General features: G+C 74.0%; 12 protein-coding genes. 5 read left to right on the forward strand and 7 right to left on the reverse strand.

Annotation, left to right across the window (positions count from 1 at the left end; translation table 11 throughout):
• Nucleotides 1–10 precede the first annotated feature (10 nt).
• Complete coding sequence (locus OOK31_RS24205) at nt 11–3,532, reverse strand: BTAD domain-containing putative transcriptional regulator (protein ID WP_267089400.1); 3,522 nt, start codon at nt 3,530–3,532, stop codon at nt 11–13.
• A 73-nt stretch (nt 3,533–3,605) separates the two neighbouring features.
• Here OOK31_RS24205 and OOK31_RS24210 point away from each other — a divergent pair, with 73 nt between their 5' ends.
• Nucleotides 3,606–4,406, forward strand: coding sequence for a site-2 protease family protein (locus OOK31_RS24210; protein ID WP_267089401.1), 801 nt, complete (start codon nt 3,606–3,608; stop codon nt 4,404–4,406).
• A 7-nt stretch (nt 4,407–4,413) separates the two neighbouring features.
• On the opposite strand, the gene OOK31_RS24215 is transcribed toward OOK31_RS24210, so the two are convergent.
• Together OOK31_RS24215 and npdG are read right to left on the reverse strand one after the other, a co-directional pair.
• Nucleotides 4,414–4,587, reverse strand: coding sequence for a hypothetical protein (locus OOK31_RS24215; protein WP_267089402.1), 174 nt, complete (start codon nt 4,585–4,587; stop codon nt 4,414–4,416).
• Nucleotides 4,588–4,692: 105 nt separating this feature from the next.
• Nucleotides 4,693–5,397 (reverse strand): NADPH-dependent F420 reductase, encoded by a 705-nt coding sequence (gene npdG / locus OOK31_RS24220; protein ID WP_267089403.1) that lies wholly within the window; start codon nt 5,395–5,397, stop codon nt 4,693–4,695.
• 118 nt (nt 5,398–5,515) lie between these two features.
• Here npdG and OOK31_RS24225 point away from each other — a divergent pair, with 118 nt between their 5' ends.
• On the forward strand, nt 5,516–6,121 hold the full coding sequence (locus OOK31_RS24225) for a hypothetical protein (RefSeq protein ID WP_267089404.1): 606 nt from the start codon (nt 5,516–5,518) through the stop codon (nt 6,119–6,121).
• Between the two features lie 22 nt (nt 6,122–6,143).
• Here the strand turns inward: OOK31_RS24225 and OOK31_RS24230 are convergent, their stop codons facing one another.
• Nucleotides 6,144–6,395: a hypothetical protein gene (locus tag OOK31_RS24230; RefSeq protein WP_267089405.1), complete on the reverse strand. Its 252-nt coding sequence runs from the start codon at nt 6,393–6,395 to the stop codon at nt 6,144–6,146.
• Between the two features lie 82 nt (nt 6,396–6,477).
• Here OOK31_RS24230 and map point away from each other — a divergent pair, with 82 nt between their 5' ends.
• Both map and OOK31_RS24240 read left to right on the forward strand, forming a co-directional pair.
• Nucleotides 6,478–7,335, forward strand: coding sequence for a type I methionyl aminopeptidase (gene map / locus OOK31_RS24235; RefSeq protein ID WP_267089406.1), 858 nt, complete (start codon nt 6,478–6,480; stop codon nt 7,333–7,335).
• A gap of 138 nt (nt 7,336–7,473) precedes the next feature.
• Nucleotides 7,474–8,121 carry a heme oxygenase (biliverdin-producing) gene (locus tag OOK31_RS24240; RefSeq protein ID WP_267089407.1) on the forward strand — a complete coding sequence of 216 codons (648 nt, stop codon included), beginning with the start codon at nt 7,474–7,476 and terminating at the stop codon, nt 8,119–8,121.
• An 84-nt stretch (nt 8,122–8,205) separates the two neighbouring features.
• Here OOK31_RS24240 and OOK31_RS24245 read toward each other — a convergent pair whose 3' ends face one another.
• From OOK31_RS24245 to OOK31_RS24255, 3 genes are read right to left on the reverse strand one after another with little or no spacing between them, the layout of a single operon-like run.
• Entirely contained in the window at nt 8,206–8,856 is a 651-nt protein-coding gene (locus OOK31_RS24245) for a PhzF family phenazine biosynthesis protein (protein WP_267089408.1), read from the reverse strand.
• Nucleotides 8,857–8,886: 30 nt separating this feature from the next.
• Complete coding sequence (locus OOK31_RS24250; protein ID WP_267089409.1) at nt 8,887–10,410, reverse strand: HtaA domain-containing protein; 1,524 nt, start codon at nt 10,408–10,410, stop codon at nt 8,887–8,889.
• A gap of 59 nt (nt 10,411–10,469) precedes the next feature.
• Complete coding sequence (locus OOK31_RS24255) at nt 10,470–11,897, reverse strand: HtaA domain-containing protein (RefSeq protein ID WP_267089410.1); 1,428 nt, start codon at nt 11,895–11,897, stop codon at nt 10,470–10,472.
• Nucleotides 11,898–12,096: 199 nt separating this feature from the next.
• Between OOK31_RS24255 and OOK31_RS24260 the strand changes: the two genes are divergently transcribed.
• Nucleotides 12,097–13,107, forward strand: a complete 1,011-nt coding sequence (locus tag OOK31_RS24260; RefSeq protein ID WP_267089411.1) for a hemin ABC transporter substrate-binding protein — start codon at nt 12,097–12,099, stop codon at nt 13,105–13,107.
• Nucleotides 13,108–13,191: the final 84 nt, after the last annotated feature.

Raw genomic sequence — 13,191 nt, forward strand, 5'->3', positions numbered from 1 at the left:
CGGAGCCGGATCAGAAGAGGGCGGTGGCCTCCTCCAGGGTGAGGCCGCCGCCTTCGGCGTACGCCGCCTCGTACGCGGCGTCGCCCAGTGCCGCCCGCGCCAGCTCCTCGGCGCGGGCGCTGTCCTCGCGTTCGGTGCTGACCCGGAAGTGCCCCGGGGGCAGGTGGGCGCGGTAGGCGCCGAGCAGCCGGGCGGCGTCGCGGCTGCGCTGCCGGCCGCCGAGGGAGGCCAGGGCAAGGCTCGCGGTCATCAGGTAGACCGCCGGTATCTGCGGGGCCATCATCCGCGCCATGGGGTCCTCGACGACCCGCAGGGCCTGGCGCAGCCGCTCCAGGGCCTCCTCGTGGCAGCCTTCCTGGTTGTCCAGCCAGGCCATCGTGCCCAGCAGGAAGCCGTCGAAGATGGCGAAGGCGCCGAAGGCGAACTCGTCGCGCAGGAGCTGGAGCTGCGCGCGGGCCTCGGTGATCCGGCCGGTGCGGCCGAGGACGCCCGCGAGGAACATCCGGGCGGCGGGCATGGCCTCGTTGCTGAACCGTTGGACCGTGCCGGTGATCTCGGTGAGGATCTCCTCGGCCTCCTCGTTCCGGCCGGCCTCGGCGAGGGTTCCGGCCATCCGCACGCGCAGGACCGCCACCTGGGCCTTCGCGCCGAGGCGTTCGGCGTAGGAGATGGCCTCGCGGTAGTCCTGGGTGGCGAGGTCGTACTCGCCGCACTTCTCCCGGGCCTCTGCGCGGGCGGAGATCGCCTCGGCGCAGCCCCAGGTGTCGCCGAGTTCGCGGAAGAGGGCCAGGCTCTCCTCGGCGTCGCGGGAGGCGTCGCCCGCCCAGTCGGCGCGGTTGGCGAGGATGTTGGCGCGCAGCTGGAGCGCGGAGGCCAGTTCCCAGCGGTAGCCGAGGGTGCGGGAGGTGTCGACGGTGGCGTCGACGACACGCTGGAGCAGCCCGGTGTCGCCCGCGATCATGACGGCGTAGATCCACAGGAAGGCCGGCGTCCGGCAGGTCTGCGGGAGCCCCGGCCGGTAGGTGGCGAGGACCCCGTCGACCAGGGCGCGGACCTCCGGGGAGTCCCAGGTGGCGTTGGTCTGGTCCCGGGAGGCCAGCTGGACCAGGTGGAGGGCGCGCCAGGCCTCGGTGCGGACCTCGCCGGAGTAGGGCGGGGGTGAGTCGACGAGCTGCGTGTACACGGGCTGCGCGGGGGTCACGGGCGGCAGGAAGGGGTTGGGGCCGAGGGCGGCGGCCGCGTCGGTCCAGTGCCGGGACTCGGCGCGCTGGTCGTGCATGTGCCAGTACCAGCCCAGGGAATGGACGAGGCAGAGCACCTCGTCGGTGTCGCGGGTGGCGACGGCGCGGCGCAGGGCCGTACGGAGGTTCTCGTACTCGGTGGCGATCCGGTCGGCGGCCTGCCGCTGGCCGTGGCCGCGGAGCAGGGGCTCGCTGGTACGGGCGAGTTCGCGGTAGTGGACGAGGTGGCGGCGCGCGGTGTCCTCCAGGGCGCCGTCGGCCGCGTTGAGGCGTTCGGCGGCGTACTCGCCGACCGTCTCCAGGAGCCGGTAGCGCATGCCGTCGGGGCCGCCCGGCTCGGCGACGACGAGGGACTTGTCGACGAGGGAGCCGAGGACGTCGGCGACGTCGAGGGAGCCGTGCGCGCAGACGGCTTCGGCGGCGGCGAGGTCGCAGCCGCCGGCGAAGACCGACAGGCGGGCGAGGACGGCCCGTTCGGGTGCGTCGAGGAGGTCCCAGGACCAGTCGACGACGGCGCGCAGGGTCTTCTGGCGGGGCAGGAGCGTGCGGGCGCCACTGGTCAGGAGGCGGAAGCGGTCGTCGAGGCGGTCGGCGATCTGGCGCGGGGTGAGCAGCCGCAGCCGGGCGGCGGCCAGTTCGATGGCCAGCGGCAGACCGTCCAGGCGGCGGCAGATCTCGGCGGCGGCGGCCGGGTCGTCGGCGACGGAGAACCCGGGGCGGGCGGCGGCCCCTCGCTCACCGAGGAGCCGCAGCGCGACGGGGTCGGGCAGCGGCTCCACGGGCCGCAGCAACTCCCCCGGGACGCCGAGGGGTTCACGGCTGGTGGCCAGGATCCGCACGCCCGGGCAGTGCGTGAGGACGTGTTCGGCGAGGGTGGCGGCGGCGTCGACGACGTGCTCGCAGTTGTCCAGGAGCAGCAGCAGCCGGCGGCGGGAGCAGTGCTCGGCGAGCCGGGCCAGCGGGTCGTCCCCGCCCGCCCCCGTGAGCGCCCGCAGCTCCTCGGCGGCGGCGCCGCGCAGCTTGGTCTCACGGGCGCCGAGGGCGGCGAGGACGGCCTCGGCGACGTCCTCCGGATCGTCCACGGGCGCCAGCTCGACGATCCACACCCCGTCGGGCCAGTCGCCTGCGGCGTGCGTTTCGGCGGCCTCCTGCGACAGCCGCGTCTTCCCGGCCCCGCCGGGCCCGAGCAGGGTGACGAGCCGCGCCCGCGCGAGATCCTCCCCGATGACCCGGATGTCCTCCTCCCGCCCGACGAAGGTCGTCAACCGCGCCCGGAGGTTCCCCGGCCCGGGGGCGGCGGACACCGGCTGCCCGTGCCCGGCGACCGCCCCGTGCCCCGGCCCGGCCGCGGCCGGGTGACCCGGCTCGGCGGCACCCGCGTGCCCGGCTGCCACGGGCCCCGGATGCCCCGGGTCCGGGTGACCCGGACCGGCGGCGCCCGGAAGGTGGGGGCCGCCGACGGGCAGGCGCTCCGGCCCGGCGGGAGCCTGCCGGTCGGGGGCCGGGTAGCCGGGGGCCGCGGGGAACCCGTGGCCCGGGACGGCCGGGGCCTGGTGGGCCGGGACGGGTGGCGTGGTCGGGGTCGGGGTGAGGAGGGTGGTGTGGAGGGTGCGGAGGGTTGGGCCCGGGTCGGTGCCCAGGCGGGTCGCGAGGTCGCGGCGGACCTCCTCGTAAGCGGCCAGCGCCTCCGCGGGGCGGCCCACCGCACGCAGGGCTTCGATGCGCAGCGCCTGGAGGGGCTCGTCCAGGGGCTGCCGGGCGCAGAGCGCGGTCAGTTCGGGGAGCGCCGACTCCGCCTCGCCCAGGGCGAGCGCCGCGCCGAGCCGGCCCCGGCGCGCGTCCATCCGTACGGCCTCCCAGCGCGCGGACTCGGCCGTCGCGTCGGGGAGGGAGGCCAGCGCCGGGCCCCGCCACAGGGAGAGGGCCTCGTCGTACAGGGCTGCCGCCCCGGCGGGGTCGGGGGTGGCCGCCGCCGTCCGCACGAGGCGTTCGAAGCGGTACACGTCGACGTCCTCGCGCCGCGCCTCCAGGAGGTAGCCGCCCTCGACGGAGCGTACGGCCGCGCGCCCCAGCGTCCGCCGCAGGCGCCCCACGAGCGCCTGGAGCGCGGCCGCGGCGTCGCCCGGCGGGTCGGCGTCCCACACCTCGGCGACGAGCAGCGCGACGGGCACGGCCCGGCCGGGCCGCAGCGCGAGGGCGGTCAGCAGCGCCCGCAGGCGCGCGCCGCCGACGGCGACGGGGTTCCCGTCGTCGTGGAGGGCCTGGGCGGTGCCGAGAATCGCGTAGCGCACCGGCCCATTGTCCCCGTACGGGGAACCGGCCCCGGACCCCCGCCCGCCGGGGCCCCGGGATAGGTTTCGCCGCATGGGTCACCAGGGCAGCCGCGGCGAGCGGCAGATCAGTTCCGTATTCCTCGGCATCGTCGCCGTCATGGCCGTCACCGGCTGGGCGGTGTGGACGGGGTACGCGACGAGCACCGGTCTCGCGGTGTTCCTGTTCGTGACGGCGGCCTGGATCGTGTCCCTGTGCCTGCACGAGTACGCGCACGCCCGGACCGCCCTGCACGGCGGGGACATCTCGGTCGGCGCGAAGGGCTACCTGACGCTGAACCCGCTGAAGTACACGCACGCACTGCTCAGCATCGTGCTGCCGGTGGTGTTCGTGATCCTGGGCGGGCTGGGTCTGCCCGGCGGGGCCGTGTACATCGAGCGCGACCGGATCCAGGGCCGCTGGAAGCACAGTCTGGTCTCGGCGGCGGGGCCGCTGACGAACGTGGCCTTCGCGATCGTGTGCACGGCGCCGTTCTGGCTGGACGCCCTGGACGGGGTGCCCATGGCGTTCCGTTTCGCGCTGGCGTTCCTGGCGCTGCTCCAGGTGTCGGCGGCGATCCTGAACTTCCTGCCGGTGCCGGGCCTGGACGGCTACGGGGTGATCGAGCCGTGGCTCTCGCACCGGGCGCGCCGGGAGCTGGCGCCGCTGGCCCCGTTCGCGCTGATCGGCGTGTTCGCGCTGCTGTGGATCCCGGAGGTCAACGCGTTCTTCTTCGACGTGGTCAGCGGAGTGCTGAGCTCGCTGGGCGTGTCGGACCTGGAGACGTACTGCGGCCGCGACCTGTACCGCTTCTGGCAGGACACGGACGGCTACTGCGTCGTCGAGCAGGGCTAGCCCGCCGTCAGGCCTGCTTCTCGGCCTTCGCCTTGCGGATGTAGTACCAGGCCATGTTGGACGTCAGGCCGGCGAGCAGCACCCACACGATCCCGAGGAAGCTCCCCTCGACGAAGGCGATCACGGCCGCGGCCACGGCGAGGGCGCAGACGACAACGGCGAAGACGGCAAGGCGGGGCATCCGGAACAGCTCCTCGGGAACACAAGACGGGTCGAGCCCCTCCAGTGTCCCCCATGCCCCTGCCGCCCCGGCACGGACGTGCCGGGGCGGCAGGGGCGGGGCCGGTCAGACGTCGGTGAGGCGCAGGCCGGCGTGGGCCTTGTAGCGGCGGTTGGTGGAGATCAGGTTGGCGACCATGGCCTCGACCTGGTGGGCGTTGCGCAGCCGGCCCGAGAAGACGCCGCGCATGCCGGGGATGCGGGCCGCGAGGGCCTGGACCAGGTCGGTGTCGGCGCGGGACTCGCCGAGGACCATGACGTCGGTGTCGATCTCCTCCACCGACTCGTCCTGGAGCAGGACCGCCGAGAGGTGGTGGAAGGCGGCGGTGACGCGGGAGTCGGGGAGCAGGGCGGCGGCCTGCTGGGCGGCGCTGCCCTCCTCGACCTGGAGGGCGTAGGCGCCCTGCTTGTCGAAGCCCAGCGGGTTGACGCAGTCCACGACGAGCTTGCCCGCGAGGTCCTCGCGGAGCGCTTCGAGGGTCTTGGCGTGGCCCTCCCACGGCACGGCGATGATGACGATGTCGCTGCGGCGCGCGCATTCGGCGTTGTCCGCGCCCTCCACGCCGAGCCCCAGTTCCTCGGCCGCGGTGCGCGCGCGGTCGGCGGCGCGGGAGCCGATGATCACCTTCTGGCCGGCCCGGGCGAGCCGGTAGGCGAGGCCGCGGCCCTGGTCCCCGGTGCCGCCGAGGACGCCGACGACGAGGCCGGAGACGTCGGGCAGGTCCCAGGGGTCCTTGGCCGGGGGCTTCTGCGTGCTGTCTGAGGAAGTCATGGGGGCGAGGGTACTGCCGAGTAGGCCAAGGTCGAAGGGGTGGGCACGCGGGGACCGGCCGGGGCCCGGGCGCGGCGATGCGCGCTCCCGGGGGCCACGGATGGTGCAGGATGCCGACATGGATGCCGTGAGGGTCGCTCTGCTGCGGGAGGTGCTCGCCGGTACGCAGTGGCCGGGCGACGCCCGGCGCTTCGCCGGGGCGCTGCGGCGCTCGGTGATGCCGGCCGGGGGCAGTCTGCTGCTGGTGGGGACGGAGCAGTACGAGCCCTGGCACATGGCGGCGCACCTGGTGGACGAGGCCGCCTGGTCGGGTCTGCCGGAGCTGGCGCCGACCCTGGTACGCCACCACGTGCGGCCGGGTGAGCCGCCGCACCTGTCGGTCGGGCTGAGCCGGCTGGAGGCGGCCCGGCGCGGGCACACGCTGCTGGTGGTGGCTCCGGAGCGGCCCGGCGAGGGCCTGCTGGAGCGGGTGCACGACGCCCGGCGGGCGGGGGCCACCGTACTGTCGCTGGACGGCGGGGACCCGGATCTGGGGACGCTCGCGCACGACGCACTGTCGGTGCCGCGGGGCGCCGCCGAGCTGGACCTGGACACGGTGCAGCACCTGGTCAGCGCGGCGGCCGGGGAGAACGGCCTGCCGGTGCAGCGCGGGCCTCGGCGGCTGCGGGACCGGCTGGCACGGCTGGCCGACCAGCTGACCGCGCCACCACCCAGCCGCTGGTGAGGGCCCTGCCGCGGGGGCGGGCTCAGGTGGCGGTGCCGGCCGTGCCCTCGCCTTCCTCCTCCTCGCGGGTCTTGTCGTTCCACTTGGGGTCGTTCTGCCACTCGAGGTTGCGTTCCTGCGCCGCCTCCATGGCGCGGCCGGCCTCCTCGGGCGTCTCGTAAGGGCCGAAACGGTCCTTGGCGGGGCACTCGGGTCCCTCTTCGACCTTCTTGTGGACCAGGCAGTAGTACCACTCGCCCGCTTTGCCCACCTGGCGCTTCTTGAACAGGGCCATCGTCGTCAGGCTCCTCTCGATGCCGCTCTCCGGCTCTCTCTGCCGCCATGCTGCCCCATCCCCGCTGGATACACTCGCTTGCATGTCCGGCCAGTCGCTGCTCGTACCAGGCGAGCTCTCTCCCGCCCGTTCCGTTCCCGGAAACATCCGCCGCCCCGAGTACGTGGGCAAGCCCGCGCCCACCCCGTACACCGGTCCGGAGGTGCAGTCGGCCGAAACCATCGAGGCCATGCGCATCGCCGGCCGGATCGCCGCCCAGGCGATGGAGGAGGCCGCCAAGCACATCGCTCCGGGGGTGACCACCGACGAGCTGGACCGGGTCGCGCACGCGTACATGTGCGACCACGGCGCCTATCCCTCGACGCTGGGCTACCGGGGCTTCCCCAAGTCCCTGTGTTCCTCGGTCAACGAGGTCATCTGCCACGGGATCCCCGACTCGACCGTCCTGCGCGACGGCGACATCGTGAACCTCGACGTGACCGCGTACATCGGCGGGGTGCACGGCGACAACAACGCCACCTACCTGTGCGGCGAGGTCGACGAGGAGTCGCGGCTGCTGGTGGAGCGCACCCGCGAGGCCCTGAACCGGGCCGTCAAGGCCGTGAAGCCGGGCCGTCAGATCAACATCATCGGCCGGGTCATCGAGTCGTACGCGAAGCGCTTCGGCTACGGCGTGGTCCGGGACTTCACCGGGCACGGCATCAACTCGTCCTTCCACTCCGGCCTGATCGTCCCGCACTACGACAGCCCGCACGCCACGACCGTGATCGAGCCCGGCATGACCTTCACCATCGAGCCGATGCTGACGCTGGGCACCCACGAGTACGACATGTGGGAGGACGGCTGGACGGTCGTCACGAAGGACCGCAAGCGCACCGCGCAGTTCGAGCACACCCTCGTGGTGACCGACACCGGGGCGGAGATCCTGACCCTGCCCTAGTGCGCGGGCCCCGCGGGGCGGCTTCATTTTTTACCGACAAGGCGTCGGGAACACATTGACTTAGGCAAACCTAAGTAGGAAGATCGGGCGTGGGTGGCGATGCCGCCACGCCCGATTCCTCTTCTACGGAGGTCCGTCTTGGACGCCTTCTCCACGGTCATCCGTGTCGCCTCGCACGAGCAGCACACCGAGGCCGAGACCTCTTCCTTCATGAGCGACCTGCTCGGCGGGCAGCTCGGGGTCGAGGCGTACACCCGGTACACCGAGCAGCTGTGGTTCGTGTACCGGGCTCTGGAGGACGCGGCCGGGGCGCTGCGCGAGGACCCCGTCGCGGGGCCCTTCATCCAGCCCGAGCTGATGCGCGTCGCCGAGATCGAGCGGGACCTCGCGCACCTGCTGGGCCCGGACTGGCGCGAGCGCGTCAGCGCGCTGCCCGCGACGCGTGCGTACGCGGAGCGCGTGGCCGAGTGCGCGGCCACCTGGCCGGGCGGGTACGTCGCCCACCACTACACCCGCTACCTGGGCGACCTCTCCGGCGGGCAGATCATCCGCGACAAGGCGGAGCGGACCTGGGGCTTCGAGCGCAAGGGTGACGGCGTGCGATTCTACGTCTTCGCCGCCATAACCAACCCCGCCGCCTTCAAGCGGACCTACCGGGAGCTGCTGGACGGCATCGCCGCGGACGACCTGGAGAAGCAGCGCATCATCGACGAGTGCAAGCGCGCCTTCGACTTCAACGGCGCGGTCTTCCGCGAGCTGGGCGAGGAGTTCCCGCTCAGCGCGTGAGGCCCACGGGCAGCAGGTGAGGGCCGGTCCGGTGCGCGGAGCACCGGGCCGGCCCTCGCCGTGTCCCTCTCGCCGTGTCCCGTCCTACGAGGCGAAGCGGACCCGGCCGCCGAGTTCCACGGTGCCGTCCGGGCCCGGGGCCGTGAGGATCTGCGAGCCGGCGCCCTGGGTGATGTTCAGGGCGCGGTTCAGCCGTGCCGTCAGCACGATCGCCGCCGAGCCGGTGGCCTCGTCCTCGGGGACGGCTCCGTCGGGGCGGCGGGGGAAGCCCCGGGCGCGGACGCGGCCCGCCCTCTCGTCCTCCCAGGCCCAGGCGTACAGCCAGCCCTCGCCCGGCGGCGGGGCGGGCAGCGCGTCGACCTCGGCGGGGGTGGCGTACTGCTCGGTGCGGATCGGGGTGACCCACTCGGGGCGGGCCGTGATCCAGGTGAACTCCCCGTCGTCACGCGCCCATACGGATCCGGCGGGCGGCTGGAGCTCCTCCACGTCGAGCAGCCAGGCGAGCCCGACCAGCGGGTGGCCGGCGAAGGCCAGGCGGGTGCCGGGCGTGCGGATGTCGACGACCCCGCGCTCGGGGTCGTCGACGAACACCGTCTCGCTGTAGCCGAGTTCGGCGGCCAGCGCCTGCCGGGCCGCGTCGTCCGGGCAGGTGCGGCCGTCGCGGACGACTCCGAGCGGGTTGCCGTACCGGCCGTCACCCGCGCAGAAGACCCTGAGCACATCGAGATCGTTCACGCGGGCATTCAAACACGGCGGGGCCGCGGGTCAGTTCTGGGCGGCTCCGCGGCGGCGGCGGGCGATGTACACCGCTCCCGCTCCGGCGGCGATGACCGCGCCGGAGGCGCCCAGGAGGGCGCCGGCGGGGATCTCGGAGCCGGTGGAGGCGAGGTTGCCGCCGACGGACCCGCCGGCCGAACCGCCCACCGAGCCGCCGGTGGTGGAACCGCCGCTGCTGCCGCCGCTGGAGCCGCCGGTGGTGGGAAGGGTGGCGTCCTTGTCCACGGATACGGAGAGGTTGACGTCGTCGAACCGCACGCCCGCCTTGTAGTCGGAGCTGGCGCCGCCGTTCCGGCTGAAGGCGGCCGCACCCTCGGCGGTGAGGGCGGTGCGGACGGCGTTCAGGGTGAGGACGCCGTTCTTGGTCTTGTAGTCGGCCGTGGTCAGGTCGAGGGTGGCGAAGGAGATGCCGGTCTTCGTGGTGGCGCCGTTCTTCATGTCCAGGACCAGGGTGCCCTTGGCGCCCTCGGCGTTGATGCGGACGTTGGCGAAGCTCAGGTCGACGCCGTGGTCGGGGCGCTGGAAGCGCAGGCTGCCCTGGAAGGAGGCGTTCAGCTTCTGCGCCTTGGCGTCGAGGGTGCCCGTGCCGCCGCCGAAGGAGAAGCTGTCGCCGTTCTTGGCGGCGCCGCCCTCGGGGGTGATGGCGCCGCCGTCCCCGACGTAGGTGCGCAGGGACTCCTTGACGCCCCAGGCGAGCTTGCCGCTGAGGATCTGCTGCGGGCCGTCGACGGGGGTGGTGGACCCGCCCTGCGACGGAGTGGCCCCGGTGGTGCTCGGCGTCGGGCCCGTGGCGGAGGTCGAGGTGGTGGGGGCGGCGGACGTCGTGGACGTCGTGGGCCCGGCGGAGGTGGAGGTCGAGGTGGTGGGGGCGGGCGAGGAGGAGCCCGAGGTGGAGGTGGTCGGGGACGGCTGCTGGATGTCCAGGGCGGCCGACAGCGGGTCGCCGTCCTCGCCGGCGTACGACTGGTTGCCGAGGAGGTCGGCGGCGGACTGGGTGAGGGTGGTCTTCAGGCCGGCCGTGTTCATGCCGGCGAAGGCCACGTCCGCGAAGTGGACGTCCCGGGTGAGCACGTCGTTGCGGGTGACGTCGACCAGGAGCTTCTTCGTGCCCGAGTCGAAGCGGAGGTTCGCCAGCGTGACCGTGAAGCCGTGGTGGGTCGAGTGGAAGGTGACGGAGCCCAGGAACTTCGCGGTCAGCACGTGGCCGCCGGCCTTGTCGTACGTGCCGCTGGCGCCGGAGAAGCGGAAGGTGCCGTCCGCATTCTTGGTGGCGCCGTCCTTCACGGTGATCGTGCCCTGGGCCGTGTGCTCGACGTAGTTGCGGTAGCTGCCCCGCACGCCCCAGTCGAGGGTGCCGCTCAGGATCGGGAACGTCTCGGCGGCTGCCCGGGCCCCGGCGGCCCGGCCGCCGGCGTCGGCGGTCGCGGGCAGGACGAAGGCGGTGGTGCCGAGGGCGGCGGCGGTGAGGACGGCGGCCGCGGCGGCGAGCGCGCGGCGGTGGGACGTGGACATGGTGGAGGACTCCCGTGGGAACGCGGTGTGAAGGGAAGGGGGCGGGCGCCGCGGTGGCGTCAGGGCGTGTCCGCGGTCGTGGCCGCTGCCGCTGCCGCTGCCGTACGGCGCCTGCGCAGGACGAGGAAGGCGGCGCCGCCGGCCAGGACCAGCACGGCCGCGGCGAGGGCGGCGTACAGCCCGGTGTTCGAGGACTCCCCCGCCTCGGCGGCGGGTACGGGTGCCGCGGTGGGCGAGGCGGCGGGGGCGGCGGGCGCCGGGGCTGCCGGGGAGGCGGTGGAGCCCAGGTTCGGCAGGGCCGGAAGCCGGGCGCTGCCGTCCAGGGCCACGGCGAGCGAGACGGGGTCCATCTCGGTGCCGGCCTTGTACATGGCGTTGAAGGCCTGGGAGCCGCCCTCGGTGAGGGTGGCCGGGGCTTCGGTCAAGGTGGCGAGCTTCCCCTCGGTCTTGAGGCCCTTGGCGTCGAACTCGACGAGCGGTACGGCGTTCTTCGTCTGCCCGCCGGTGGTCACGTCGGCGGACAGGACGCCCTTGCCGTTCTCCACCTTGACGCTCACCTTGCCGAGCTTGAGGTCCAGGTGGGCGCCCGTGAACTGGACGGTACCGGCGAACGCGGCGTCGAAGGTGCCCTTCTGGCCGTCGTACGACCCCTTGCCCTGCGGGAAGCGGAACAGCGCGCCGCCGTCCTGGGCGCCTTCGGCGAGGGTCCACCTGCCCTGGCCGACGGAGCCGGAGACGTACTCGCGGAAGGTGCGGCGTACGCCCCAGTCGACGGCGGCGTCGGTGAAGCCGCCCTGACCCTGCGGGCTCTGCTCCGGGGCGGTCGGCGTCGGCGCGGGCGTGGCGGGCTGCTGCCCGGCGGCCGGGGCCAGGACGTCGGCGGAGAGGGAGACGGGGTCGAGCTGCGCGCCGGCCGCGTAGTAGCCGGCGAAGGCCTTGGCGCCCTCTTCGGTCAGGGTGGCGGGGATGTTGGTGAGGGCCAGCGGGCTGCCGCCGCCCTTCATGTTCACGTTGCCGAGGCCGAGCGTGGCGAAGGGCACCTGGGACTGCTCGCTGACCGCGCCGGTGTCCTTGGCCTTGCTGGAGACGTCCAGGTAGAGGGTGCCGCGGCCGCCGGAGATCTTGACGGTCGGCCGGCTGACGGTCATGTCCAGCTCGTACACGCCGTCGGGCTTCTGGTGGCCCTGGAAGCTGACGCCGCCGGTGAAGGCGGCGCTGAACTCACCGGAGTCGGGGTCGTAGGAGCCGTTGGCCGAGTGGAAGCGGAACAGGCTGCCGCCGACGGTGGCGGCTCCGTTCTTCAGCTTGAAACCGCCTTTCGCGACCGGACCCGTGACATAACTCTGGAAGGAGGATTTGATACCCCAGTCGAGCCGACCCCCCTGCACGGTGCGGCTCGCCGCGTGCGCGGCTGAGGCCGGGAGCAGAGTCCCGAGCAGGGCCGCCAGCAGGGCGACGGCGAACGCACGGGCGGGTCTTGCGGACATGAAGGTCCCCTCCAGGGCCTAGCGGGCAAGGTTAGGCTAACCTAAGCTATGCCGGTCGAGCGGGGAACCCCCGGGACGGCGGAACCTGACCCGGGCCCCGGATCCGGGTCGGCCCCGGTCCGGCTCCACCCCCGCTCCCGCCCCCGCCCCCTCAGCTCCCAGCTCCCGCCTCCAGTCGGACGATCAGGACGGTGCCTTCGTGCCTACGCCCGCCGCGTCAACCCGCTTCCCCCGTCTCGCCCTTGCCGTGGTGACACTGGCACTGGCCGTGACGGGCTGCGCAGGTACGGCCGCTCCCGCAGAATCCCCCGCTGTCGCCGCCGCCCCGGACCGGGTGGAGCCGCTCGCCGGCACGCCGCGGCCCGCCCTCCCGGTGACCGTGCCCTCGGCGGACGGGACGCAGGTCACCGTCGCCTCGGCGGAGCGGATCATCCCGCTGACCGGCAGCCTGAACGAGATCGTCCAGACCCTGGGCCTCGGCGGCCAGGTCGTCGCCCGCGACATCACCGCCACCTTCGAACAGGCCGCGTCCCTGCCGGTGGTGACCCGTGGACACGACGTCTCCGCCGAGAGCGTGCTCTCGCTGCGCCCGACGCTGGTGCTGGCCGAGACCACCACCGGCCCCGGCGAAGCGGTGCAGCAGATCCGTGACGCCGGCGTCCCCGTCCTCGTCGTCGCCCCCGCCAAGGCCCTGGAGGACGTCCCGAAGCGGATCGACGCCGTCGCCGCCGCGCTGGGCGTCAAGGAGGCCGGCGCGCAGCTGAACCAGCGCACCGCCGACCGGATCGCCGCCGTCCGCAGGGACGTCCCGGCCGCGTCCGGCAAGAAGCCCCGGGTCGCCTTCCTCTACCTGCGCGGCACCGCCTCCGTGTACCTGCTGGGCGGCTCCGACTCCGGCGCGGCCTCGCTGCTGGAGGCGGCCGGAGCGGTCGACACGGGCAAGGAGTCCGGGCTCGGCAAGGACTTCACCCCGATCACCAGCGAGGCGCTGGCCGCCGCCGCGCCCGACGCGATCCTCGTCATGACCAAGGGGCTCGAATCGGTGGGCGGCGTCGACGGCCTGACGAAGATCCCGGGCGTCGCGCAGACCCCCGCCGGGATGGACCGCCGCGTGGTCACCGTGGACGACGGGGTGCTGCTCAACTACGGGCCCCGTACCGACCAGGTGCTGTCCTCCCTGGTCGCGCAGCTCTACGGCAAGGGTGCCTGAGGTGACCGTCTCCTACGATCCCCCGCGCGGTGGCGCGACCACGCCGGAGGGGACCGCGGCCGGACCTGCGGCCGGGCCGACGGC

The sequence above is a fragment of the Streptomyces sp. NBC_00249 genome (assembly GCF_026342355.1).
Lineage (GTDB): Bacteria > Actinomycetota > Actinomycetes > Streptomycetales > Streptomycetaceae > Streptomyces.